The 25,665-nt window shown below is 69.6% G+C and carries 20 protein-coding genes; 5 read left to right on the forward strand and 15 right to left on the reverse strand.

All coding sequences use genetic code 11. The features are described from left to right. Window positions 1-7: 7 nt before the first annotated feature. From hemW to lepA, 3 genes are read right to left on the reverse strand one after another with little or no spacing between them, the layout of a single operon-like run. On the reverse strand, window positions 8-1,234 hold the full coding sequence (hemW, locus tag ASE44_RS04880; RefSeq protein WP_056006538.1) for a radical SAM family heme chaperone HemW: 1,227 nt from the start codon (window positions 1,232-1,234) through the stop codon (window positions 8-10). Window positions 1,235-1,244: 10 nt separating this feature from the next. Beyond that, the gene (locus tag ASE44_RS04885) at window positions 1,245-1,889 is read right to left on the reverse strand and encodes a DUF1990 family protein (protein ID WP_056006540.1); all 645 of its coding nucleotides are present in this window, start codon (window positions 1,887-1,889) and stop codon (window positions 1,245-1,247) included. Then, window positions 1,886-3,736 carry a translation elongation factor 4 gene (gene lepA, locus ASE44_RS04890; protein ID WP_056006543.1) on the reverse strand — a complete coding sequence of 617 codons (1,851 nt, stop codon included), beginning with the start codon at window positions 3,734-3,736 and terminating at the stop codon, window positions 1,886-1,888. Before lepA ends, ASE44_RS04885 begins: the two co-directional genes overlap by 4 nt. Window positions 3,737-3,955: 219 nt before the next feature. Between lepA and rpsT the strand changes: the two genes are divergently transcribed. Beyond that, window positions 3,956-4,216 carry a 30S ribosomal protein S20 gene (rpsT, locus tag ASE44_RS04895; protein ID WP_056006546.1) on the forward strand — a complete coding sequence of 87 codons (261 nt, stop codon included), beginning with the start codon at window positions 3,956-3,958 and terminating at the stop codon, window positions 4,214-4,216. A 176-nt stretch (window positions 4,217-4,392) separates the two neighbouring features. Here the strand turns inward: rpsT and holA are convergent, their stop codons facing one another. The 9 genes from holA to ASE44_RS04940 all read right to left on the reverse strand — a co-directional run bounded on the left by holA (window position 4,393) and on the right by ASE44_RS04940 (window position 18,598). After that, complete coding sequence (gene holA / locus ASE44_RS04900; protein WP_056006549.1) at window positions 4,393-5,448, reverse strand: DNA polymerase III subunit delta; 1,056 nt, start codon at window positions 5,446-5,448, stop codon at window positions 4,393-4,395. A 25-nt stretch (window positions 5,449-5,473) separates the two neighbouring features. Further along, window positions 5,474-7,900, reverse strand: coding sequence for a ComEC/Rec2 family competence protein (locus ASE44_RS04905; RefSeq protein WP_157579800.1), 2,427 nt, complete (start codon window positions 7,898-7,900; stop codon window positions 5,474-5,476). A 22-nt stretch (window positions 7,901-7,922) separates the two neighbouring features. Beyond that, window positions 7,923-8,624 (reverse strand): ComEA family DNA-binding protein, encoded by a 702-nt coding sequence (locus ASE44_RS04910; protein ID WP_157579801.1) that lies wholly within the window; start codon window positions 8,622-8,624, stop codon window positions 7,923-7,925. A gap of 125 nt (window positions 8,625-8,749) precedes the next feature. Continuing rightward, a complete protein-coding gene (leuS, locus tag ASE44_RS04915; protein WP_056777896.1) occupies window positions 8,750-11,311 on the reverse strand; it encodes a leucine--tRNA ligase in 2,562 nt (853 codons plus the stop codon). Window positions 11,312-11,425: 114 nt separating this feature from the next. Beyond that, complete coding sequence (locus ASE44_RS04920; RefSeq protein ID WP_056777899.1) at window positions 11,426-12,787, reverse strand: anthranilate synthase component I family protein; 1,362 nt, start codon at window positions 12,785-12,787, stop codon at window positions 11,426-11,428. Beyond that, a complete protein-coding gene (cydC, locus tag ASE44_RS04925) occupies window positions 12,787-14,445 on the reverse strand; it encodes a thiol reductant ABC exporter subunit CydC (RefSeq protein ID WP_327078804.1) in 1,659 nt (552 codons plus the stop codon). Before cydC ends, ASE44_RS04920 begins: the two co-directional genes overlap by 1 nt. Window positions 14,446-14,449: 4 nt before the next feature. Further along, the gene (cydD, locus tag ASE44_RS04930) at window positions 14,450-16,153 is read right to left on the reverse strand and encodes a thiol reductant ABC exporter subunit CydD (protein ID WP_082455804.1); all 1,704 of its coding nucleotides are present in this window, start codon (window positions 16,151-16,153) and stop codon (window positions 14,450-14,452) included. Between the two features lie 9 nt (window positions 16,154-16,162). Then, complete coding sequence (gene cydB, locus ASE44_RS04935) at window positions 16,163-17,167, reverse strand: cytochrome d ubiquinol oxidase subunit II (RefSeq protein WP_056006571.1); 1,005 nt, start codon at window positions 17,165-17,167, stop codon at window positions 16,163-16,165. Between the two features lie 9 nt (window positions 17,168-17,176). Then, window positions 17,177-18,598 carry a cytochrome ubiquinol oxidase subunit I gene (locus tag ASE44_RS04940; protein ID WP_056011283.1) on the reverse strand — a complete coding sequence of 474 codons (1,422 nt, stop codon included), beginning with the start codon at window positions 18,596-18,598 and terminating at the stop codon, window positions 17,177-17,179. A 200-nt stretch (window positions 18,599-18,798) separates the two neighbouring features. Here ASE44_RS04940 and ASE44_RS04945 point away from each other — a divergent pair, with 200 nt between their 5' ends. From ASE44_RS04945 to ASE44_RS04955, 3 genes are read left to right on the forward strand one after another with little or no spacing between them, the layout of a single operon-like run. After that, window positions 18,799-19,479, forward strand: a complete 681-nt coding sequence (locus ASE44_RS04945; protein WP_056006574.1) for a DedA family protein — start codon at window positions 18,799-18,801, stop codon at window positions 19,477-19,479. A 59-nt stretch (window positions 19,480-19,538) separates the two neighbouring features. Continuing rightward, the gene (locus ASE44_RS04950; protein WP_056777905.1) at window positions 19,539-20,576 is read left to right on the forward strand and encodes an App1 family protein; all 1,038 of its coding nucleotides are present in this window, start codon (window positions 19,539-19,541) and stop codon (window positions 20,574-20,576) included. An 11-nt stretch (window positions 20,577-20,587) separates the two neighbouring features. Beyond that, on the forward strand, window positions 20,588-21,628 hold the full coding sequence (locus tag ASE44_RS04955) for an aromatic acid exporter family protein (protein ID WP_056777906.1): 1,041 nt from the start codon (window positions 20,588-20,590) through the stop codon (window positions 21,626-21,628). Between the two features lie 63 nt (window positions 21,629-21,691). On the opposite strand, the gene ASE44_RS04960 is transcribed toward ASE44_RS04955, so the two are convergent. Beyond that, window positions 21,692-22,246, reverse strand: coding sequence for a YceI family protein (locus tag ASE44_RS04960; protein ID WP_056006583.1), 555 nt, complete (start codon window positions 22,244-22,246; stop codon window positions 21,692-21,694). Between the two features lie 105 nt (window positions 22,247-22,351). Beyond that, window positions 22,352-23,524, reverse strand: coding sequence for a glycoside hydrolase family 3 N-terminal domain-containing protein (locus tag ASE44_RS04965; protein ID WP_056777910.1), 1,173 nt, complete (start codon window positions 23,522-23,524; stop codon window positions 22,352-22,354). A gap of 116 nt (window positions 23,525-23,640) precedes the next feature. Here ASE44_RS04965 and ASE44_RS04970 point away from each other — a divergent pair, with 116 nt between their 5' ends. Further along, window positions 23,641-24,810 carry a lytic transglycosylase domain-containing protein gene (locus ASE44_RS04970; RefSeq protein WP_056777912.1) on the forward strand — a complete coding sequence of 390 codons (1,170 nt, stop codon included), beginning with the start codon at window positions 23,641-23,643 and terminating at the stop codon, window positions 24,808-24,810. Here the strand turns inward: ASE44_RS04970 and ASE44_RS04975 are convergent. Further along, on the reverse strand, window positions 24,797-25,663 hold the full coding sequence (locus ASE44_RS04975) for a UbiA family prenyltransferase (RefSeq protein WP_056777915.1): 867 nt from the start codon (window positions 25,661-25,663) through the stop codon (window positions 24,797-24,799). The genes ASE44_RS04970 and ASE44_RS04975 overlap by 14 nt on opposite strands. Window positions 25,664-25,665 lie beyond the last annotated feature (2 nt).

The raw sequence follows: 25,665 nt of genomic DNA on the forward strand, positions 1-25,665 counted from the left end.
GACCGCGTCAGTCGCCGACGAGTCGACGGACGACGGCGTCGGCGAGGAGTCGACCGCGTCGCGTGAGCTCGAGGCGGCCGAGGAGCGCCTGCCGCGCATCGACGAGCTCCTCGGCGATGAGCCCCGCGACGGCGGTTCGCGCCTCGGGGGCGAGGGTGCGGATCGGGATGCCGTCGCGCGTCCGGGTGAGCAACAGGATGCGTTCGAGTTCGCGGGTCTCGTCGTCGAGGGTCTCGCGACCGGCGGCGGGCGACTCGTCAGCCGCGATGCGCTGGGCGTAGGCCGCCGGGTGCTTGACGTTCCACCAGCGCACCCCGCCGACGTGGCTGTGGGAGCCGGGACCGACACCCCACCAGTCCTCACCCGTCCAGTAGGACAGGTTGTGCCGGGAGCGGTGAGCGTCGGACGTGGCCCAGTTGCTGACCTCGTACCAGCCGTATCCGGCTGCGGTCAGGAGGTCGTCGGCGAGCTCGTACATGTCGGCCTGCAGATCCTCGTCGGGCGTGCCGACCACGCCGGAACGGATCTGGCGGGCGAGCTTCGTGCCGGGCTCGACGATGAGCGAATAGGCCGACACATGGTCTGGGGCGCAGGCGATGGCGGTCTCGAGTGAGACCCGCCAGTCGGCGAGCGTCTCCCCCGGCGTCCCGTAGATGAGGTCGAGGCTGACGCCGAGACCGGCGTCGCGCGCCCACTGCACCACTAGCGGCACCCGGGCCGGGTCGTGCGTTCGTTCGAGCGTCGCCAGGACGCTCGGCACCGCAGACTGCATGCCGAACGAGACGCGGGTGAAGCCGGCGTCCGCCAGCGTCTGGAGGTACGCGGCGTCGACGGAATCCGGGTTCGCCTCCGTCGTCACCTCGGCGCCGGGCGCGAGGACGAAGGAGTCGGTCACACCACGCAGCATGCGGACCAGGTCGTCCGCCGGCAGCAGGGTCGGGGTGCCTCCCCCGAAAAAGACTGTGGAGACCTCGCGGTCGGGGACGCCGGACGCCTCCAGCACGCCGCGTCCGAAGCGGATCTCGGCCACCGCCTCGTCGGCGTAGTCGGACTGTTTCGCGCCGCGGAGTTCCGTCGACGTGTAGGTGTTGAAGTCGCAGTACCCGCAGCGCACCCGGCAGAACGGCACGTGCAGGTAGACACCGAACGCACGCTCGTGGGCACCGACGGCGGCCGACTCCGGCAGCAGCCCGTCGGACGGCGCCGGATCGGCGAGGGGAAGCGCGCTCGGCACGATCCGTCGCTCAGAGGCCGCGCGACGGCAGGAGTGCGCGCAGGTAGGCGTCGTTCATGGTCTTCCGACGGCGCTTCGAGCCGACGAGCTTCGCGGCGCCCTTCGTCGGGCGGAAGAAGGAGCGCACCACGATCCAGACGGAGTCGTCCTCACGCTGTTCGATCGTGAAGGACTGCTCGCCGCTCTCGGGGTCGCCGTCCATCGTGCCGATGGCCAGGCTGACGTGCCCCGGCTCCTCGGTCACCGAGATGACCCGGTGCGGGCCCGCGAGCGGTTCCCCGCCGACGGCACCCGCGAACACGACCGTCGTTCCCGGCGTGATGAACGGCGTACCGTCCTCGGCGAACCGCTGCTCCTCGTGCGTCTCGATCGGCTCCAGCGGGGTGCCGTCCTCCGCGAAGGCGATGCCGCCGTATTGCACGCCCGTCCCCGGGTGCACGTCGGTGATCTCGACGCCGCTCGCCCGGTGCAGTCCCCAGGTGAGCAGCGCCGTGGTCGCCAGGGCGAACCGTTCCTCCCCGCTGCCGAGTCGGAACTCGTCCTCCGAGGGCACGTAGCCCTCCGGCGGGTACTGCATGAGGTCGCTGCGCTGCGTCGCGCCGACCGCCGCGTAGTCGACGGCCTCGTCCTCGAACGAACTGCGTCGGGCGGTCACTTCTTGTCCTTCGTCTCGACGTCCCCGGAGAGCGCCGCGATGAACGCCTCCTGGGGCACCTCGACCTTGCCGACCATCTTCATACGCTTCTTGCCCTCCTTCTGCTTCTCGAGGAGCTTCCGCTTGCGGGTGATGTCACCGCCGTAGCACTTGGCCAGGACGTCCTTGCGCATCGCACGGACGGACTCGCGGGCGATGATGCGCGCACCGATCGCCGCCTGGATCGGGACCTCGAACTGCTGCCGAGGGATCAGCTTCTTCAGCCGCTCGGTCATGAGCACGCCGTAGGCATAGGCCTTCTCGCGGTGCACGATGGCGCTGAACGCGTCGACCTGATCGCCCTGGAGCAGGATGTCGACCTTGACGAGATCCGCGGCCTGCTGGCCGGAGGGCTCGTAGTCGAGCGAGGCGTAGCCCTGCGTGCGGCTCTTCAGGTGGTCGAAGAAGTCGAAGACGATCTCACCGAGCGGCATCGTGTACCGGAGTTCGACGCGGTCCTCGCCCAGGTACTCCATGCCGAGGAGCGCGCCACGGCGGCTCTGGCAGAGCTCCATGATGGTGCCGACGTAGTCCTTCGGCGCGAGGATGCCCACCTTCACCATCGGCTCGGAGACCTCGAGGATCTTGCCCGACGGGAATTCACTCGGGTTCGTCACGGTGACGACCTGCTTGTCCTCCGTCTTCACCTCGTAGGTGACCGACGGGGCCGTGGCGATGAGGTCGAGGTCGAACTCGCGCTGGAGCCGCTCGGTGACGATCTCGAGGTGCAGCAGCCCGAGGAAACCGACGCGGAACCCGAAGCCGAGGGCGACCGAGGTCTCCGGCTCGTAGTTCAGCGAGGCGTCGGAGAGCTTCAACTTGTCGAGCGCGTCGCGCAGGATCGGGTAGTCGCTGCCGTCGATCGGATACAGACCGGAGAACACCATCGGCTTCGGATCGGTGTAGCCGGGCAGGGCGTCCGTCGCCGGCTTGACCGCCGTCGTCACGGTGTCGCCGACCTTCGACTGCCGGACGTCCTTCACGCCGGTGATGAGGTAGCCGACCTCACCGACGCCCAGCCCCTTGGTGGGCGTCGGCTCCGGTGAGCTGACGCCGATCTCGAGGAGGTCGTGTACGGCGCGGGTCGACATCATCTGGATGCGCTCGCGTGGACTCAGCTGGCCGTCGATCATCCGGACGTAGGTCACGACGCCGCGGTAGGTGTCGTAGACGGAGTCGAAGATCATGGCGCGCGTCGGTGCGTCCGGGTCGCCGGTGGGGTTCGGGATGCGGCCGACCACCCGGTCGAGGAGTTCTTCGACGCCCATGCCCGTCTTGCCGGAGACGCGCAACACGTCCTCCGGTCGACCACCGATCAGGCTGGCGAGTTCCTTGGCGTACTTGTCGGGGTCCGCGGCCGGCAGGTCGATCTTGTTGAGCACCGGGATGATCTCGAGATCGTTCTCAAGCGCCAGGTAGAGGTTCGCGAGCGTCTGCGCCTCGATACCCTGCGCGGCGTCGACGAGGAGGATCGCGCCCTCGCAGGCGGCGAGCGATCGGGAGACCTCGTAGGTGAAGTCCACGTGCCCGGGGGTGTCGATCATGTTGAGCGCGAAGGTCTCACCGTTCAACGACCACGGCATCCGGACGGCCTGGCTCTTGATCGTGATGCCACGCTCGCGCTCGATGTCCATGCGGTCGAGGTACTGCGCCCGCATGTCGCGGTCCGACACCACACCCGTGATCTGCAGCATGCGGTCCGCCAGCGTCGACTTGCCGTGGTCGATGTGGGCGATGATGCAGAAGTTCCGGATGAACGCCGGGTCGGTCGATGCCGGCTCGAGGGCCTTCACTGCTTGGGGGCTCACGCGTTCCTCGGGGTCAGGGGTGGAATCGGGCAACCCTCATTGTCCCACGGCGGAGAGCACCCGCGCTGCGGTACCCTGGATTGCCAGAACTCGGCCTGACTGGTAATGTTGCCTGTTGGCTTGCGTGTGAGTTGAGACCACACGAGAACTCGCTTGAAGACGCCCTCTTCCGTCCGACGGCACCGAACATCATTTCCTCGAACCGAAAGTTGACCCAACGTGGCAAACATCAAGTCGCAGATCAAGCGCATCGGCACCAACAAGAAGGCCAACGAGCGCAACAAGGCCGTCAAGAGCCAGCTGAAGACCGCCATCCGCGCCACGCGCGAGGCCGTCGTCGCCGGCGACAAGGCTCAGGCCGAGTCCGCTCTCAAGCTCGCCGCGAAGAAGCTCGACAAGGCCGTGAGCAAGGGCGTCATCCACCAGAACCAGGCAGCGAACCGCAAGTCGGCCATCGCCAAGCAGGTCAACGCGCTCTAAGCGACACCAGCTTCAAGGCCCCGGCGTTCTTCGGAACGTGCGGGGCCTTTCGCGTCCGCGGCCACCCGCATCGAACCAGCCGCGGTCCATGAAGCCCGCCCCGCTCCCTGAAGCCAGTGCCGGTCCCTGAGCTTGTCGAGGGGCAGCCAGATCGGCGGCGCGTCGAGCGCGACCGGCTACCGCGCGGCCGGATCGACGCCGCGCGCGGCGATGACACCGACGAGGCGCTCGAGCGCGAACACCGGGTCGCGGGTCGCGCCCTTCACCCCGGCATCGGTCTCGGCGAGCATCTGCACGACACGGCCGATTCCCGCGTCCGTCCACCCGGACAGGTCTCGGCGGGCTCGGTCGACCTGCCAGGGAGCCAGGCCGAACTGCTGTGCGATCTGACCGGAGCCACCGCGGGCCGACGACACCTTGGCCATCGTGCGGATCTTCATCGCGAAGGCGGCCACGATCGGAACGGGGTCGGCGCCGGAGTCGAGCGCCTGACGGAGGGCGAGCAAGGCCTCACCGTGGCGCCCGCCGATCGCGGCGTCGGCCACGTCGAAGGCGCTCGTCTCCACGCGGCCGCCGTAGTACTTATCCACCGTCTGCTCGGTGATCTCCGCCGACGCGTCGGCCATGAGTTGGCTGCACGCCGCGGCGAGCTCGGCGAGGTCGTCGGAGAACGCCCCGACGAGTGCGCGCAACGCCTGTGGAGTGATCCGTCGGCCCGCCGCCTTGAACTCCGCGGCAGCGAAGTCCGCTTTGTCGCTGTCGCGCTTGAGCTCGGTGCAGACGATCTCCACACCGCCTCCGGTCCCGGAACGGATCGCGTCGAGCAGCTTCTTGCCCCGCACGCCGCCGTTGTGCCGCAGCACGAGGTACGCGCCCTCCGGTGGTGCCTCGAGGTAGCGGATGGCCTCGGTGAGGAACTGGTCGGAGCACTTCTCGACCTGACTGACGCGAACGAGCCGCGGCTCGCCGAACAGGGAGGGGCTCGCGACCGTGAGGAGTTCCCCCGGCGCATAACTGTCTGCGGCGACGTCATTGACCTCGAGCGAGGGGTCCTCGGAGACGAGGAAGTCGCGCAAGCGGCGGATGGCACGTTCGGCCAGGAAGGATTCGGTGCCGGAGACGAGCACGATCGGGGCCGGCCGGATCTCCGACCAACCGAGCTGCGGGATCGCCGCGGAGGCCTTGGCGGCCGTCTTGGCCTTACCGCGACCGGCGGAACGTGGTGCAGCCACAGCGGCTCCTCTCGACCGTCCGAGTCTACCGGCGGCCGCCGACGCCGATCGGGTCGGCGGCTCCGGCACGTTCCGACCAGACCCGGAACGCCCCGGCCTCCCCCGGCCCGAGCAGGATCGTGCCCGACTCGTCCGTCCGCAGGATCTCGGCGCCGGTGCCCGCGTAGAGGTCCAGGGCGGAACGCGTCGGGTGCCCGTAGCCGTTGTCGGCGCCGACCGACACGAGCGCCACGCTCGCTGCGACCGAACGCGCCAGGCGCTCGCTCTGATCGGCCGACCCGTGATGGGACACCTTGACGACGTCGATCGCCTGCCCGAGGGTGTGTCGACCGAGGAGTCGGTCCTGTGCCTCGGCACCGAGATCGCCCAGCAGCAGGACCGAGGCGGCCACGAGGTCGAACCGGACCACCACACTCGCGTCGTTGCCCGGTTCGATGCCGCCGGCAGCGGGATCCGGCCACAGCACCTGCCACGGGGCGCCGGTCTGCGGATCCCCGAGGAGACCTTGGTCGCCGGCCGCCGCCTGCCGCACCTCCGCGCCGGCGTCTCGCAGGACCCGCCCGATGCGCTCGTCCGCCGGATCGTCCACCGGCCCGACGAGGGCGTGGTCGACCAGACCGACGACGGCCTCGAGCCCGCCGACGTGGTCGAGGTCGTAGTGCGTGAGGACGAGCAGATCGATCCGGGTGACGCCCAGTCCGTCGAGGCAGGACCGGAGCGGCTCCGGGTCCGGTCCCACGTCGACCAGCGCGGTGGAACCGCCCTGTCGGAGCAGCACGGCGTCGCCTTGTCCGACGTCGCAGGCAGCGATCGTCCAGTCACCTGGGCGGTGCAAGGCGGTGCCGAGACCGACCCCCACCGTTCGACCGCACAACACGACCAGTGACAGCACCACCACCACGGCGATCGCCCTCCTCCATCCGGCCGAAAGCTCGCGCCCGCGCAGGAGGAGGATGGCAATGAGCAGCGTCGGGATCGTGACGAGCACGACGCCCAGGGGCCCCTCCGGCCACGGGACCCGCGCCGCGGGGATCCCCGCGAACCACCGCGCGACCGCGGCGATCCAGCTGGCCGGCACCCACCCGAGCCAGGCGACCGACATCGCGAGTGGCGTCGACACCGGGGCGAGGAGGCAGGCGAGGAGCCCGAGCAACGTGGACGGTGCGGCCGCCGGACCGGCCAGCAGGTTGGCCGGGACACCGCCGAGTTGGATGCTCGGATCCAGCAGGACGAGCATCGGTTGGCAGGCGAGTTGCGCGGCCGCCGGGATCGCGATCAGGGCCGCGATCCGTCGCGGCAACCAGCGGGCGAGGAGGTCCGTGAGTGGGCCGCTGAGCAGCAGGAGCCCGCCGGTCGCGAGCACCGACAGGCCGAACCCGTACTGTCCTGCCAACCAGGGATCGTTCACGAGCAGCACGATCACGGCGAGAGCCAGTGCGGCGAGGCCCCGGAGCGGTCGTCCGAAGCCGCCCATCAGCAGGACGAACGCGGCCATGAGCGCCGCCCGCTGCACGCTCGGCTGCGGCGTGACGAGGACCACGAACGCCGTGAGTGCGAGGAGCGCGCAGCTGATCCTGAGCGCCCGTCCTCCTCCGAGCGCCGCGACCGCTGAGCTGATCAACCAGACGATGACGGCGCAGTTCGCGCCGGACACGGCCGTCAGATGTGACAGGGAACTCTGCTGCATCCAGCCGGTCACCTCGTCGCCGACCTGGCTGACGTCGCCGATGGCGAGACCGGGTAGGAGCTCACCACCCGGCCCAGGAAGCGAGCCGGCGAGCTCGATGAGCCCGGACCGGAGCGACGTCGACCAGCCGAGGGCGGCAGGGGTCTCCTCAAGTCGCGTCGGCGGATCGCGCACGAACACCAACGCGGCGCGCGCATCGCCGGGAGCGTTCCATCGCAACGCTCCCGTGATCCGCCACCGCTCGCCGACCCGCGGGGATCGGTCCGCCTCAGCCGGCGCGAACACGAGGACGGGCACGGAGGACTCCTGCAGCACCAGTCCGTGCGACACCGACACGAGGTCGGCGGCGAACCGGATGGACGACCCCGAGGAGGCGTTACCCGACGGGACCGCGTCAGCGGTCACCACGACCTCGGCGGTCACCCGCGAGGACCCGAGCGCCCGCAAGGCCGCGGGCTGACGATCGGGCGCGTGCGCGGCGACGGAGGCGGTCACGAGGCCGAGCGTCGCCGCGCAACACGCTCCCAGCAGGAGCATCGTCGCCCAGATCTCCCCCTGACCGGCGGCACGTGTCGCCGCGTCGGCTCCACGCCGCTGGATCGACACGGCGCAGACGAGGCAGAGCGTCGCGGTCACGAACGCGACCAGCGCCGTCCCCCATGCCGCGCCGGGCATCCCACAGCAGATCGCGGCCCCGATCCAGGTGACCGCCGCCGGGACGAGCATCCGGGGCCACGTTGACGCGGCGCCGTCGCGTTCACCCACGGGTCAGCGACCGCGGGCCACGTCAGACGGTGGCCGCCGCACGCAACCCCTCCAGCGTCTTCGTCCCGATGCCCTCCACCGCGCTGAGATCGTCGAGCGTCGCGAACGGACCGTTCGCCTCGCGCCAAGCCACGATCCGTTCCGCCAGGGCCTCACCGATACGCGGCAGCGCGGTCAGCTCCGAGGCCGAGGCCGAGTTCACATTGACGAGCTGCCCACCGGACGGGCTCCCGGCGCCTGCACCGTTCACCGCTCCCCCGGTCGGTACCTCACCGATGACGGGCACGTACAGCTGTTCCCCGTCGTTCACGAACCGCGCGAGGTTGACCGCGGTCGTGTCGGCGTCCGGGAGGAGTCCGCCGGCGGACGCCACGGCGTCGAACGCGCGGGAACCACCCGGAAGGCGATAGACCCCGGGAGCGGCGACGGCTCCGAGGACGTGGACGTAAAGCTCACCGGTGGTGGTCGTCGACGGAGCCGTCGCGCCGGCTGAGGACGCGGGCGCCGAGCCGGTGTCGGCCGAGAGCTCCGCGCCGCCGATGGTCCGGACCGCGCCACCAGAACTGAGCGTCGACACGACGATCGCGACCACAAGCGCTGCGATCACCAGGACCACGGCGGCTCCGGCTCGGAACTCGGGCCGCGGCCGTCGTCGGAGGCGGGCAAAGGCCGATGGACGCCCGGACGGCATCTGCGGGGATGCGGGAGCCTGATCGCTGGTCATCCTCGAACGCTACGAGTCGGGGCGCACCTCCCCCATCGCTCGTCCTCGCTCCGGGCATGGAGCGCGCCGTCGAGGTCCCTGTGGAGCGGGCTCGGGGCGAGCCGAGAGACCCGCCCCGAACCGCGTCAGCCCTTCGTGGCGATGCTCACCACGCGCGGGGCACGGACCACGACGTTGACGATCTCGCGGTCACCCACGGAACGTTGCACGGCAGCGCTGGCGCGAGCGAGCTGCTCGAGCTCCTCGCCGGAGATCTTCGGCGACACCTCGAGCCGGTCGCGGACCTTGCCGTCGACCTGGACGACAGCCGTCACCTGATCCTCGACGAGCAGCGACCGGTCGGCCTTCCGCCACGGCACCAGCGAGATCGACGGCTGGTAGCCGAGCTTGGCCCACATGTCCTCGGCCGTGAACGGCGCGAACAGGTCGAGCGCCATGGCGGTCACCTCTGCGGATTCGCGCACGGCAGGGTCGCCGGCACCGGGGCCACCGTCGATCGCCTTCCGAGTCGCGTTGACGAGCTCCATGAGCCGCGCGACGACGACGTTGAACTTGCCCGCTTCGATGAGCCCGGGAGCCTCGGCCAGGAAGTGGTGCGTCAGCTTGCGCAGCTTCTCGTCGCCGTCCTTCCAGGCGACGTCGGGCGAGCTGGTGACGTCGTGCGCCACGCGCCAGGCACGTGCCAGGAACTTCGCCGACCCCGCCGGCGAGACGTCGGCCCAGTCGATGTCGTCCTCCGGAGGTCCGGCGAACGCCATCGTGACACGCAGTGCGTCGGCTCCGTAGGACCGCAGCTCCTGCGCGAACTCCACGAGGTTGCCCTTGCTCTTGCTCATCTTGGAGCCGTCGAGGATGACCATGCCCTGGTTGAGCAGGGCGCTGAACGGCTCGGTGAAGCCCACCTTGCCGAGGTCGAAGAGGACCTTCGTGATGAATCGTGAGTACAGCAGGTGGAGGATGGCGTGCTCGACGCCGCCGACGTACTGGTCGACCGGAGCCCACTTGTCGGCCTCCTTCGGGTCGAACGCGATCTCGTCCGAGGTCGGGTTCAGGAACCGCAGGAAGTACCAGGAGCTGTCGACGAAGGTGTCCATCGTGTCGGAGTCCCGCTTCGCAGGCTTCCCGCACGACGGGCAGTCCACGTTGATCCAGTCCTCAGCCGCGGCCAGCGGGCTCATGCCCTTCGGACGCAGGTCGAGCCCGGCGGCATCCGGCAGACGCACCGGCAGCTGGTCCTCGGGCACCGGCACCTCACCGCAGGCCTCGCAGTGGATGATCGGGATCGGCGTCCCCCAGTAGCGCTGCCGGGAGATCAACCAGTCGCGCAGACGGTAGTTCTTCGTCTTCGCTCCGAGACCGCTCGACGCGAGCGCGGCCGTCACCTTCGGGATGGCGTTCGACTTGCTCAGACCGTCGAAGGGGCCGGAGTTCGTCAGGCGTCCCTCGCCGGTGAGCGCGACACCCGTCTTCGCGGGATCGATCGACGGCAGGTCCTCGGGCAGTTCGCCGTCGACGATGATCGGGATGGCACCCGTCACGGGCTGGGTGGTGTCGACCACGACGCGCACGGGCAGGTCGAAGGCTCGCGCGAAGTCGAGGTCGCGCTGGTCGTGCGCGGGAACCGCCATGATCGCGCCGTGTCCGTAGTCGGCGAGGACGTAGTCGGCGGCCCAGATCGGCAGACGCTCCCCGCTCAGCGGGTTGACGGCGTACCGCTCGAGGAAGACGCCGGTCTTCTGCCGGTCGGTCGCGAGACGCGCGATCTCGCTCTCACCCTTGACGCTGTCGAGGTAGGACTGGAACCGTCCCTTGACCTCGTCGGAGGCGTCGGCGACCAGCTCGGCGGCCAGCTCCGAGTCGGGCGCGACGACCATGAACGTCACGCCGTACAGGGTGTCGGGACGCGTGGTGTACACGGACACCGGCTCGTCGCGGCCTTCGATGCTGAACGCGACGTCGGCACCGTTCGAACGACCGATCCAGTTCCGCTGCATGCTGAGGACCTTGGACGGCCAGGTGCCCTCGAGCTGGTTGAGGTCGTCGATCAGGCGGTCGGCGTAGTCGGTGATGCGGAAGTACCACTGGGTGAGCTTCTTCTTCGTCACCTCGGCGCCGCAGCGCTCGCAGTGACCGTCGACGACCTGCTCGTTCGCGAGCACGGTCTGGTCGTTCGGGCACCAGTTGACGGGGCTCGCCTTGCGGTACGCGAGGCCCTTCTCGAACAGCTGGAGGAACAGCCACTGGTTCCAGCGGTAGTACTCGGGGTCGCTGGTGTGCAGCTCACGGTCCCAGTCGAACGACGGGCCGTACTGGCGGAAACTCGCCTTCTGCTGGGCGATGTTCGCGTACGTCCACTCGCGCGGGTCGACGCCGCGCTTGATCGCCGCGTTCTCGGCGGGGAGGCCGAAGGAGTCCCAACCGATCGGGTGCAGCACGTTGAATCCCTGGTGGCGCCAGTAACGCGCCACGATGTCGCCGAAGCCGAAGGCCTCCGCATGACCCATGTGGAGGTCGCCGGAGGGGTAGGGGAACATGTCGAGGACGTACTTCCGGGGACGCTTGTCGGCCGGATCGGCGGTGGCGAAAGGCTTCAGCTCGTCCCAGACGGGAAGCCACTTCTCCTGGATCGCCTGGAAGTCGTACCGCTCGCCGTCGCGGCGGTCCTCGGTGTTGCGCTCGTCTGACACGTCACTCTCAATCACTGCAGGTGCTGGGGTGGAACCCGTGGGTTGCTCGCACGGCGGTCGGCCGCAGGATGGGCGGGTTGGAGCGCACGCCGGCGCTCCGTCCAACGGTCAAGCCTACCGGGATTCCGGCTCCGGCCGTCCGACGCCGAGGGCCCTCAGCGGAGCAGCCGCCTTGGTCCAGGTCTCCTCCAGCTCCTCCTCGGGGACGGAGAGCGCCGTGATGCCGCCACCCGTGCCGATCGAAGCGCCGTCCGGATCGATGACGATGGAGCGGATGACCATCGCGAGATCCATCGATCCGTCCGCCGACAGCAGCCCGAAGGCCCCCGCGTACACGCCACGTGGTCCCGCCTCGAGGTCGTGGAGCAGTTCCATGGCCCGCCGCTTGGGCGCGCCCGTCATGGAGCCGGCCGGGAACGCGGCCTCGACGACGTCGAGCGCGTCGAGCCCCGATCGGAGTCGACCCTCGACGGTGCTCACCAGCTGATGCACCTGCGGGTAGCTCTCCACCTGGTGGAGGGCGGTGACCGCGACCGAGCCGAGCTCGCACACCCGTGAGAGGTCGTTGCGCATCAGGTCGACGATCATGAGGTTCTCCGCCCGTTCCTTCGGACTGGCGAGCAGCTCCGCGCGTTGCCGCGCGTCGTCCACCGGGTCCGCGCCGCGCGGACGTGTCCCCTTGATCGGTCTGGTCCGCACCCGGCCGCCCGCGGAGACCTCGAGGAACTGCTCCGGCGAGGAACTCGCGAGGGACAGCTGCCCGAAGCGGAGGAGACCGCCGTGGTGGGTCGGGCTCATCGCCCGGAGACGGAGGTAGGTGGCGAGCGGATCGTGGACGCCGTCGACCCGGAGGGTGTTGGTCAGGCAGAGCTGGTAGGCGTCGCCACGCCTGATGTGCTCCTGGCAGGCCCCGACGAGCCGGACGTACGCCGGGTCCGCGTGGCGCGGCATACAGACCCCGCCGGCCGTGGGCGCCAGCTGCGGCAGCGGCGACCGGTCCTGCACCCGCTCAGCTGCCCACGCGAGCCAAGCGGGATCGGCCGAGGAGATGGTCACCGTCCGCGCAGCGTGGTCGAACCGCACCTGGTCGTCGAGGCGCATCATCGACGCGGCGGGGACGGAGGTCTCGCGAGCCGGAGCGCCGACGAGTCCGGCCCCGAACTCGTAGCCGAACCACCCCACCCAGTCACCCGGATCCTCTGGCGCGTCTGCGCGGAGCGCGCGGAGGGACTCCAGCAGCGACCCCCGACGGACGGTCGAGTGCGACGCGACGCTCACGTGTTCCACCGTGCCGAGGACCGCATCGGCGACGAGCCGCTCCGCGCCTCGTCCCATCAGGCTGACGCCGGTCTCCGCCCCCGGCCCGGAGTCCAACCAGCACGCCCACGGTTCGTCGACGAACACCCGACGGAAGACGTCCTCCGGCTCAGACCAGCTCGGCAGCACGAGCTGTCGTCGCTCCCGAGGCGTCGGCATCACCGGAACGTCGCCAGCGGCGGGGCGACGATCCGGAGTCGGTCGGTCAGCAGCGCTGCCGGTACCGGGGTGTGGGAGATCACGACGACGGCACGGCCGTCCGAACCCGCGGCGCCGAGCAGGTCCTCCAGGAGCGCATTCGCCCGTTCGGGATCGACGTTGGCCGTCGGCTCGTCGAGGACGAGCACGGGGAACTCGCGGAGGAGCGCCCGAGCAAGGGCGATCCGTTGCGCCTGTCCCCCGGACACGAGGGCCCCGTGTTCCCCGACCGGCCGGTCGAGTCCGCCGCGCTCCGCCAGCCAGGACGAGAGCCCGACCCGCTCCAACACCGACTCGAGGGCTGCGTCGTCCGCCGTGTCACGGGCGAAGAGCAGGTTCTGACGGATGTCCGCGTCGAACAGGAACGGTCGTTGTTCGACGAGACCGACCGTCTCACGGAGTGTGTCCGCGCGGATCTCGCGGGCCTCCACCCCTCCGACGCGATACCGGCCCTCGTACTCGAGGAAGCGGACGAGCACGTGAGCGAGCGTGGTCTTCCCCGCGCCGCTGTCGCCCTCGACGAGGAGGCGATCCCCCGCCGACAGCCGGAAGCTGATCGGTGCAAGAGCGGGCCGCGCATCGCCCGGCCAGCGCGCGCTCAGGTGCTCGACCTCGAGCAGGACCCCGTCGGACGCCGGTAGCTCGGCGATGCCGGCGTCCTCGTCCGGGATCTCCTCGGGACGGGTGCTCGGGACCGCCTCGGCGACCCGTTCGGCGCTGGCTACCGCCTCGCGCCAGGCGCCGAAGGCGAGCGGCACCATCGAACAGACCTCGAAGACGGCGAGTGGAACGAGCACGACCACCGTGAGCGCGGGTCCGCCGATCGAGCCGAGGGCCGGCATACCCGCCCACAGGGCCGCGACGACGGCTGAGCCCGAGGCGAGCGCAAGCACGGCCCCGGCAACACCGGCTCCGGCCGCCCGCCGGACCATCGCGCGCGTGAGCGCAGCGTCCGCCCGCTCGATCCTGGCCCGTGCGGCCCCCACGGCACCGTACGCCGTCAACACGTCCAATCCGGTGACGAGTTCCAGGAGCGCTTCCGACAGCGTGCCGCGCAGTGGAGCCAGGTCGCGTTCGGCTCGCGCGGCCACACGACTGACCAGCAGCCAGGACACGAGGAACGCGACGATGAGGCACACCGCCAAGGCGATCCCCGCTGCCGGAAGCAGCGCGGTCGTCAGGATGACCGCGGCACCGGCGATGACGCCCGACACCACCAGCGGCTGGACGACGCGCAACGGCACGTTCTGCAGCTCGTCGACGTCGGTCACGAGTCGTGTGAGCAGATCCCCTCGCCCGGTGAGCTGCAGGCCGTCCGGGGCCACGGGGATGACCCGCTCGATCATGCCGGCGCGCAACTGCGACAACTGGCGGAAGGCCGCGTCGTGGCTGAGCAGTCGTTCGAGGTACCGGAACGACGCCCTGGCGAGGGCGAACGCACGGACGCCGACGACGGCGACGCCGAGCTCGACGATCGACGGTTGCTCGGCGGCCTTGGTGATGAGGAACGCGCTGGAGGCGAGGAGGGCGACGGCTGCTCCGGCGGAGAGGATGCCGGCGAGGAGCCCTGGGAGGAAGCGTCGCACCGGCGGTTGCGCCAGGCGGATGATCTGCTTCACGCGCTCATCCATGGAGCACCGCCGGCTCATCGTGGGCACGCGAGGCACGCACGGGGATCTCCAGCACGGCATCGGCGCGTTCGCTGATCATGGGGCGGTGCGTGATGACGATGACCACTGCTCCGGCGTGGGCGGCCTCACGCGCGGCGTCGATCACGAGCGCCTCGGACGCGGAGTCGAGGGCCGAACTCGGCTCGTCGAGGAGCAGGACGGGCGTCCCGGCGGCGGCGGGGGTGCGCGCCAGGCGGTACAACGCCCGCGCGATCGCGATCCGCTGCGCCTGCCCACCGCTGACCCCGTCGCCGACCGCACCGATCGGGTGCTCGAGCGGAAGTGTGGACAGTCCGACCCTCGAGAGCGATCGGGCGACGAGCGCGTCGTCGGGCGTCTCGTCGGCGAGTGCCACGTTGCCGCCGACGGTCCCCGCGATGAGGGCGGGACGTTGGCCTGCCCACGACAACCAAGGTCGGTCTGCGGACGTGGGCGACACCTCGACGCCGTCATGCCGGATCGTTCCACCGGTCTCGACGAAGCCGAGGATCGCGGAGGCCATACTCGTCTTCCCCGCACCGCTGGGCCCGACGACCGCGGTCATCGTCCCGGCGGGGAACGAGGCGTCGAGTGCATCGAGCACCACCTGGTCGCCGTACCGGACGTCCAGCCCGTGGAGCAGCAGGCCCGGTGCCGACTGCGTCCGGTGACCCGCCGTCGACACCGACCGTGCGGACGCGCCCGGGGTGGCCTGCTCGGACAGCGCCGCCTCGTCGAGGATCTCGAAGACCTCTTCGGCCGCGGTGACCCCCTCCGCCGCGGCATGGTAGTTCGCGCCGACGTTCCGCAGCGGCAGGAAGGCCTCCGGGGCGAGGATGAGGACGAAGAGCCCGGTGCCGAGGAGCAGCGAGCCGTCGAGGAGCCTGAGCCCGATGCCGACGGCCACCACGGCGACCGCGAGACTCGAGAGGAGTTCGAGGGCGAACCCGCTCATGAACGAGAACCGCAGCACCTTCATGGTCTCGACGCGGTACTCCTCCGTCACCGACCGGACCCGCGCCACCTGTCGATGCTGCCGGCCGAAGAGCTTCAGGGTCGCCATGCCCGCGACGAGTTCGAGGAATCCGCGCGACAGATGCGCCAGGGTGTCCCACTGGCGTCGTTGCACCGCCTGCGTCGCGAACCCGATGAGGATCATGAAGACGGGGATGAGGGGCAGGGTCACGATGACCGTGATCCCGCTGATCGGGTCCTGCAGGAAGATGACCGCTGCGATGATCGGCATCGCGATGGCAGTGAGGATGAGTTGCGGCACGTACCGGCCGAAGTACGCGTCCAGCGCGTCCAAGCCACGGCCCGCCACCGTGGTGAGCGCCGCTGAGCTCCGCCGGGAGACCCAGCCGGGACCGAGCGCCTCGAATGCTCCGACGAGCGCGCGCCGCAACTCGCTCCGGACCACGGCGGAGCCGCGGGCGTTCACGGCGTCCGCAGCCAGGACCGCTGCCGAACGGAGGACCACGATGCCGATCAGCAGCCACAGCGACGGCAGCAGCTCGTCGATCGGATCGCCGGCGATCGAGCGGGACACCAGCTGCGCGACGAACCAGGCGAAGCCGAGCGTGCATGCGGTCTGCACCAGGGCGATGACCGCGCCGAGGGCCAGGACCGACCTGGCTCCCCGGGCATAGCGGAGCAGTCGCGGATCGAGGGGGCGCACGATGACAGGTTAGTGCGCGGCCGCTTCGATGTGCTGACGGGTGATGCGCTTCCGGAACACCCAGTAGGTCCACCCCTGATAGGCGAGGATGAGCGGGAGGAAGATCAGGGCCGTCCAGGACATCACCGTGAGCGTGTACTCCGTGGAGGACGCGTTCGCGATCGTCAGGCTGTTCGCGGGGTCGTTGCTCGCCGGCATGACGGCGGGGAACAGCGCGGTGAACAGGGTCAGCACCGCGGCGGCGACCGTCACCGCCATGAGCGCGAAGGCTCGTCCCTCGAGCCCACGGCTGTTCGCGAACCAGGCGCTGATCAGCGACACCGCGGCGATCGCCGCGAGGATGAGGACCGGCAGCGAGAAGTGCGCGAGGACGGTCCATCCGAGGAACGAGGCGGCCAACACGATGGCGAGGAGGCCCGCACGGCTCGCGAGACGACGGGCGCGTTCACGGATGTCGCCCTCGGTCTTCAGCGAGGCGAAGACGGCCCCGTGTGCGAAGAAGAGCACCAGCGTGGTGAGACCACCGAGGATCCCGTACGGGTTGAGCAGCGTGAAGAGCGTGCCCGTGAAGTTGTGGTCGGCGTCGAGCGGCACGCCCTGGATGATGTTCGCGAACGCGACGCCCCAGAGGAAGGCCGGGAGCGCCGACCCCACGATGATCATGAGGTCGAACCGCCGCTTCCAGGACGCTTCGGGACGCTGGTGCCGGTATTCGAACGACACCCCGCGGACGATGAGGGCGAGCAGGATGAACAGCAGCGGGAGGTAGAACCCGCTGAACAGGGTCGCGTACCACTCCGGGAAGGCGGCGAACAGGCTCGCGCCGGCGACGATCAGCCAGGTCTCGTTCAGATCCCAGACCGGCCCGATCGTGTTGATGAGCATCCGGCGGTCGGTCTCGTCCTTGCCGAGGAAGGGGATCGTCATTCCGACGCCGAAGTCGAACCCGTCGAGCACGAAGTATCCGACGAACAGGGCGGCGATGATCCAGAACCAGAGAATCGTGAGGTCCATGATGCGCTCCTAGTAGACCGTGGTTGCCGGGGCGGCGGGCTTCTGCACGCCGTCGTCGTCGGGCGGGGACATCTCGATGGCATCCGGTCCGGCGGTGATGGTCTTCTTCAACAGCCCGAACTCGACGACCAGCAGGGAGCCGTAGACGACGGTGAAGGCGATGAGCGAGATCAGCACGTCGAGACCGGTGGTGTTCGGCGAGACGGCATCCTCGGTCTTCAGCAGGCTGAAGACGATCCAGGGCTGACGGCCCATCTCGGTGAAGACCCACCCCATCGTCATCGCCAGGAACGGCATCGGCACGGCCCACACGGCGACCCGCCACATCCAGCGCTTCGGCTCGCGGCCCTTCCGGGTGAACCAGAGGCCTGCGGCCGCCACGAGCATGGAGGCGAGCCCGAGGCCGATCATCCAGCGGAAGGCCCAGTAGGTGACCCAGATGACCGGCGAGTAGTCGCCGGGGCCGTAGAGCTGCGTGTATTGCGCCTGCAGGTCGTTGATGCCTTCCACGGTGCCGTCGAAGGTGTGGGTCGAGAGGAACGAGAGCAGGTACGGGATCCTGATCGAGAAGAGCTCGTGGACGCCGTCCGGGGTACCGAGCGTGAAGATCGAGAACGAGGCGTCCGCGCCGGTCGAGGTGTTGTACATGGCCTCGGCTGCGGCCATCTTCATCGGCTGCGTCTCGACCATCGCCAGGCTGAGCTGGTCGCCGGCGAGCATCGTGGCTCCACCGGCGATGAGCATGCTCCAGGCACCGACCTTCAGCGCGGGCCGCATCATCTCGACGTGCTGACCGCGGGCCAGGTGCCAGGCGGCGGCGGTGATGATGACGGCGGCCGAGACCATGAAGCAGGCGAAGATCGTGTGCGGGAAGGCGGCGAGCGCGACCTTGTTGGTCAGGAGCTCCCAGATGTTGGTGAGCTCGGCCCGGCCGCGTTCCTCGTTGATCCGGTAGGCGACCGGATTCTGCATGAAGGCGTTCGCGGCGATGATGAAGTAGGCCGAGAGCACGGTGCCGAGGGCGACGATCCAGATGGTCGCGAGGTGGAGCTTCGGTGAGAGCTTGTCCCAGCCGAAGATCCAGAGTCCGATGAACGTGGCCTCGAGGAAGAACGCGAGCAGGCCTTCCAGTGCCAGTGGCGCACCGAAGACGTCGCCGACGAACCGCGAGTAGGTGGACCAGTTCATGCCGAACTGGAACTCCTGCACGATCCCGGTCACGACGCCCATGGCGAAGTTGATGAGGAAGATCTTGCCGAAGAAGCGGGTCAACTGCAGGTAGTGCAGTTTGCCCGTCCGGACCCAGGCGGTCTGGAACCCGGCGACCGTCACCGCCATGCCGATGGTGAGCGGCACGAAGATGAAGTGGTAGACGGTGGTGAGGCCGAACTGCCAGCGGGACAGCAGTAGCGGGTCGAGAAGATCGTTCACGATGAACACTCCATGTTCGCGGCATCCAGGGAAGGCGGCGCAGGTGCAGCCCGATCGGGTTGATCATCCCCGAGGCTTCGATCCGTGTCGTCGAATCCCATGGTACACCAAAAAGCGCCTGTGGTCAGACCACACGTGTCGCCTGTCGTGCACAGGGCTTTCAGAGCCTCAGAACCCGGCCGAGAGCTAGGCTCTGACCCGTGAACGACGTGCTCGGCTGGCTCCTCGACCTGGTGCAGAGCGTCGACCCCGTCACCCGCACGCTCCTCGCCGGACTCGGCATCATGCTCGAGACCTCCGTACTCGTCGGTCTCGTCGTCCCCGGCGACACGGTCGTCATCGTCGCCAGCACCGCCGTGGTCGGTCCGGTGCAGTGGATCTCGATGATCCTCGTCGTGATCGCCGGTGCACTCATCGGGGAATCCGTCGGCTTCGCCCTCGGCCGATGGTTCGGTCCGCGCATCCGTGCGAGTCGGCTCGGCCGCAGGATCGGTGAACGACACTGGGTCAGAGCGGAGCGATACCTCGACCGGCGAGGCGGCATCGCGGTGTTCGTCTCACGGTTCCTCCCCGTGCTCCACTCGCTCATCCCCCTGACGGTCGGCATGAGCACGATGACGTACCGTCGGTTCATCTCGTGGACCCTGCCGGCCTGTGTCATCTGGTCCTCCGCCTACGTCTCGGTCGGTGCGGTGGCGGCCGGGAGCTACCGTGAACTCTCCGAGCGCCTCCACTGGGCCGGATACGTGTTCGTCGGGATCATCGTGCTGTTCGCCGTCGTCGTCCTCATCGTCAAGCGGGTCCTGCAGCGGAGCGAGGAACGGCACATGCTCGACCAGGAGGATCCGGCATCCCCGGGCGGAGCATCCACGCCGGAGTGACCCGGCGGTCCGCGGGCTCCAGCGGCTGAACAGACGCACCGGCATGACAGACTGAACGGGTGAAGGCACCCGACGATCGTCCAACGGCCTCATCCGACGCCGCTCAGCAGATCCGGCACTTCGCCGCTCGGATGGAGGACGCCATCCAGTTGCGCCGGCAGCGGCGCGCACGGCGTCATGGGCGCGAGGCGGCGATCATCCCCTTCACCGGCTACGGTTCGACGTCGTGGATCCGCGTCCTCGCACGAGTGGTGTTGGCGGAACCCGGCAAGACCACCGTGAAACCGCAGCAGAAGGTGCGAGGCTGGAAGAGCTTCTTCGCCTTGAGCATCGCGGACCCCACCGTCGAGGTCGAGATCGACGGCCGACGCCACACGGTCACGGGAGATCGCGGCGGCGTGGTGGATGCGGTGGTGCAGGTCTCCCTGACGCCGGGATGGCACACCCTCCGCCTGAGTTCCGAGGGCAGCGACCCCGTCGAGGCCCCCGTCTTCATCGTGGGCGACGACATCGAGTTCGGCATCGTGTCCGACATCGATGACACCGTGATGGTCACGGCACTCCCCCGCCCGTTGGTCGCCGCGTGGAACACCTTCGTCCTCGACGAGCATGCGCGGACCCCGGTCCCGGGGATGGCCGTCTTCTTGGAGCGGACCGCCCGTGAGCACCCGGGCTCCCCGATCATCTACCTCTCGACGGGTGCCTGGAACGTCGCTCCGACGCTCACCCGATTCCTGTCGCGCAACCTCTACCCCGCAGGGGCCCTGCTCCTCACCGACTGGGGCCCGACCCACGACCGGTTCTTCCGGAGCGGACGGGAGCACAAGCGGAACAACCTCGACCGCTTCGCCGAGGACTTCCCGCGGCTGCGGTGGCTCCTCGTCGGCGACGACGGCCAGCACGACGAATCGCTGTACCGCAGTTTCGAGGAGCGCCACCCCGACCGCGTCGCCGCCGTGGCGATCCGGCAGCTCTCCCCCGGTGAGGCGGTGCTGGCCGGTGGTCGCTCGAAGGTCGGTGGACAGCACGAGGGGGCGCCCTGGGTGTACGCGGGGAACGGCGCGGAACTGCTCGACCAGCTCCACGGCAAGCTCTGACGGCGCTCCGCATGTCCGTCGTCCCCGTCCTTCGCACCCGGTCGCGACTCCCGCTGCTCCAGGTGCTGAAGACGGCGCTGGCCGCCATCGCCGCCTGGATCGTCGCGATCACGATCATCCCGGGCCAGCTGCCGGTCTTCGCCGCGATCGCCGCCATCCTCGTGGTGCAGCCGAGTGTCAACCAGTCGTTCGGGAAGGCGCTCGAACGGAGCCTCGGGGTGATCACCGGCGTGGTCCTCGCGACCGCGATCGGGAGCGTCTTCGGACACTCCGCCTGGATCGTGCTCCTGGCCATCGTCGTCGCCATCCTGCTCGGCTGGGTACTCCGCCTCGGGCCGGGTTCCGCGAACCAGATCCCGATCAGCGCGATGCTGGTCCTCTCGATCGGCGCCGCCACCCCGGACTACGCGTTCGCTCGCATCATCGAGACCGTCCTCGGCGCCGGGATCGGGCTGCTCGTCAACGTCGTCCTCGTCGCCCCCGTCCTGCTCGCGCCGGCCAGAGCAGCGGTCGGCGCACTCGCGCTCGCCTGCGCCGACACCCTGGACCGCCTCGCGACCGCGCTCACCCGGGCGAACACCGACGCCGAGTTGGCCTCGCTCCTCACGGACGCCCGCGCGCTCAAACCGCTCAGGGACCGCGCGATCGCCGCGGTGAAGGAGGGCGACGACAGTCTGCTGCTCAATCCGCGCCGATCGCGGCACCGTGAGGAGTTGGACCGTCAACGACTGCTGCTGCGTCGGCTCGAGCCGGTGGTCACGCGGACGCTGGGCATGGCGCGCTCCGTGCACGACCACGACGACCCGACCCTGCACGAGGAGCCGACGGTGGCGGACATCGCCGTCGAACTCGCGCGGGCGGCTCACGACCTCAGGCTGCTCGTGAACGACCGTGCCGCGTCCGCCGAACCACCGACCGAGACCGCGGAGATCCCGGCTCTGACCGCTCCCCTCGTGATCGCCCGCCCGCACCCGCAGCACTGGATCCTCATCGGATCGCTCATGGAGGACCTCCGTCGCGTGCGCGACGAGATCGTCGGCGAGCCGACCTGAGTCGGCCGGATACCACGAAGGGCCGGTGGAGCAATGCTCCACCGGCCCTTCGACGCCCTGGGACTACGCCTGGTGCGCAGCCTGCAGTTCGATGGTGATCGTGACGTCGTTGCCGAGCAGCACGCCGCCGGTCTCGAGCGCCGCGTTGTAGGTGAGGCCGAAGTCCTCGCGGTTGATCTTGGTGGTCGCGGTCGCGCCGAACTTGTAGTTGCCGTAGGGGTCGGTCGCGAAGCCGCCGAACTCGACGGTGAAGGTGACGGGCTTGGTCACGCCCTTGATCGTGAGGTCGCCGTCGACGAGGAAGTCGTCGCCCTTGGCGCGGGCGCCGGTCGAGACGAAGTCGATCGTCGGGTAGGACTCGGCGTCGAAGAAGTCGCCGGTGCGGAGGTGACCGTCGCGGTCGGGCTGGTTCGTGTTGATCGAAGCGACCTCGGCGGACGCGGTGACCTTCGTCTCGAGGGGGTTCTCCGGCGTGACGAACGTCGCGTTGAAGCGCTCGAACTTGCCCTTGACCTTCGAGACCATGATGTGGCGGATGCTGAAGCCGACCTCGCTGTGCGTGGTGTCGACCTCCCAGGTGCCAACCTTGTAGCCGGGAATCGTCAGGGTGTCGGTCATGCGGTACTCCTTGCGTCGATGTGCGGCGCGCTCGCGCCACGTTCTATTCAAACGCAAGGACATCGTGGCTATTCCCACGCATCCGAGAAATTCTCCTCGACGTCATCAGGACGACATCGGGCGCATCGCGGGAAGGCCCAGTCGGACACGCAACAGGTGGTGGGCCGCTTCGGCGACCACGTCCTCCGAGATCCTTCCCGAGCGCACCGCAGCCGCGATATCGGCGACCAGCACATCAGGGTCGACACCCGTCGAGGAGGGGTCCGCGCCCAGGACGTAGAGCAGCATCGTGTTGCCGGCCGCCACCGCACGGATCGCGTTCTCCGACGGGTTCTGGTACTCCGGGAGACCGGTGTGCTGCAGCATGAGCATGTCGTCGGTGATCGTCATCCCGGAGAAGCCGAGATCGTCGCGGAGCCGCGTGTGCCAGGCGGACGAGAGCGTCGCCGGTGCCGGATCGACCGCCGAGTAGACGAGGTGGCCGAACATCACGACTTCGGCTCCGGCGTCGATGCCCGCTGCGAACGGGACGGCGTCGGTCGCCCTCCAGTCCTCGAGGCCGAGCGACGTGGTGGGGACCGTCGAGTGGGAGTCGCCGGGGGCCTCGCCGTGGCCGGGGAAGTGCTTGAGCGTGCTGAGGACCGCTCCGCGCTCTCCTCGGACCGCCGCAGCGACCCGCGCGGCAGCGGCGTCGGGGCTGGTCCCGAGCGCACGGTCGTAGATGAACGACGTCGGATCGGCCGTCTCATCGGCGACGATGCCGAAGTTGACGGAACACCCCGCCGCGGCGAGCATGGTCGCGCGCGCCGTGAACGCCGTCTCCGTCGCCTCCGGCGGTTCGGACTTCAGGGTGTCCGCCGCGGCCGCGACGTCCTCGTCGATGCGACGGACGTCGCCACCCTCCTGGTCGATGCCGATGAGCAGGGGCATGGTGGGGTCTGGGCTGAGGGCATCCGTGACCGCGGGCAGTCCGGCGAGTCCCGGCACGTTGTCGCCCATGAGGATGAAGCCGCCCGGTCGGTAGCGTTCGACGAAGGCTCGGAGCGCCGCGGGATCGGTGCCCGGGGTGTGCAGCATCAACATGGAGGCGATGCGCTGTTCGAGCGTCATCGAGGCCAGTTCCGCCGCGGCGCGCAGTTCGCCGGCGTCCGGCCCGGTGGCTGCCGGTCGTCCCGATCGCTCAGGCGGAGGCGGGCCCGTGCATGCGGACAGGCCGAGCATCGCACCGACCGCCACGGAGGCGCCGGTGACGAGGAAGCGTCGCCGTCCCACCTGCACCGGGCGAGTCTAGGCTCGGATCATCCATGACGGCTGGACGTCTTCGCCGGTGTGGCACAAGTGACGGATGTGACTTCGACGGCTACACTTACGTGGGTGACAGCCAGGATGGACGCATGCGCAAGCCGCTGACGAACCGATCGCCTCGTTCGAGGGGCGTCTCGCGAGCCGCCGCCCTCGGCGCCGCGGTCATCATCGCGGTGTCGTGTGCAGGTCCGGCAGCCGCTGTCAGCCCGACGGCGGTCCGCACCGCCGACTACCCGAGCTGGGACGACGTCCAAGCGGCGAAGTCGAACGAATCGACCGCCCAGGCCGAGGCCGACCGCATCGTGTCCCTCATCGACGGGCTGCGCGACGAGTCCGCCAGGCTCGGTGACGAAGCCGTCCGCCAGGGTGCAGCGGCAGGCGAGGCCAAAGCCGCCCTCGACGCGCAGGCCGCCGTCGCCGACACGATCAGCGCGCAGGCGACGGCCGCCGCGACGGCCGCCGCGTCGAGCAAACGCCAGGCCGGGGCGGTCATCGCGCAGATGACCCGCACCGGAGGCGTCGACCCGACGCTGTCCCTCGTCCTCTCCGGCGTCGCCGACGACGACCTGCTCTCGAAGCTCAGCGCCATCAGCAAGCTGAGCGAGACCTCGGCTCAGGACCTCGCGTCTGCGACCGCCGCGAGCAACACCGCGTCCGCGCTCGCCGAGCAGGCCACCACCGCCGAGGCGGAACGGCAGCGCCTGTCCGAAGCCGCTGACGCCAGCTACGAGACCGCGCAGTCGGCGAGCGACGCGGCCGACGCCGCAGTCGCGGAGCAGCAGGCGAACCGGGATCGGCTCTACCAGCAACTCGCCGTCCTCAAGAACACGACCGCGGCGATCGAACAGGCCTACGCCCAGAGCCAGGAGGCGATCGCCGCCGAGGAGCAGCGACGCAACGAGGCGACGGGCGGAGAGGGTGCTACGAGTGCACCGCCGCCGGACCTCTCGGCCGATCCGGCAGGGGCGAAGGCGTACGCCCAGTCGGCGATCGGGGCCTACGGCTGGGGTAGCGGCGAGTTCCAGTGCCTGCTCCAGTTGTGGACACGCGAATCCAGCTGGCGGGTCAACGCTTACAACGAATCCAGTGGGGCCTACGGAATTCCGCAATCGCTCCCGGGTAGCAAGATGGCCAGTGTCGGCGACGACTGGCGGACCAACGCTGCGACGCAGATCACCTGGGGTCTGAACTACATCGACAGCCGGTACGGCTCACCCTGTGGCGCCTGGGCGCACTCCGAAGCCGTCAACTGGTACTGACGACCCCGAGGTTCGTGCCCGAGACGGCCAGGACCACCGTGACGAGCAATGCCGCGCTGATGATGAGCCGGAAGAGGAGCCGGTCCGGCTGACGGCTACCGACCAGCACGAGCCCCCAGATCACGAGCCCGAGGACCCCGGCGACGCCGATGAGCCCGACGAGCGGTGGCGCGGCGAGGCGCCCGGTGAAGACGCCGCTCTGCCCCAGCACGGCGACGACGCCCGCCACCCCGAGCGCCCCGAACGCGGCCCGCCCTGCCGTCCGTGCTCCGAGGCGGTGCGGCAGACCACGGACACCGGTCCGGAGATCGTCGTCGAGGTCCGGGAGCGCGTTCGTGAAGTGGATCGCGATGCCGAACAGGCCGCCGACGGCGAGGGTCCAACCGGCCGGCGGGATGGGCGGGATCGCCGCGAACGTGACCACGGCGGGCAGTGCGCCGAACCCGATGATGAACGGGACCACCGACCACGCGGTCGCCTTGAGGTGGAGGTTGTAGGCCCAACCGCACGCGAGGAAGAGCAGGTGTGCCGCTGCCGCCGCCCAGCCGAGGGTGAACGAGAGCGGGATGCTCGCGGCTCCGGCCAGGAGCGCCGCCAGACGGACCGTCCCGACGCTGAGGTCGCCACGCGCGACGGGCTTGTCCAGCCGCCCTGACCGGCGGTCGCGACGCGCGTCGAGCCAGTCGTTCGACCACCCGATCGAGAGCTGACCGACGAAGACCACCAGCGCCAGGAGCAGCGTCCGCAACGGCTCGACCCCGACGGCGGAGGCCAGGACGACGGCCAGTACCGTGACCGCGACGGTGGGTCCGGGATGGGAGGACGCGAACAGACGGCGGGCTGTGGAGAACACCG

Origin of the sequence: Plantibacter sp. Leaf1, from assembly GCF_001421315.1 — a bacterium.
In the GTDB taxonomy this organism is placed as follows: domain Bacteria; phylum Actinomycetota; class Actinomycetes; order Actinomycetales; family Microbacteriaceae; genus Plantibacter.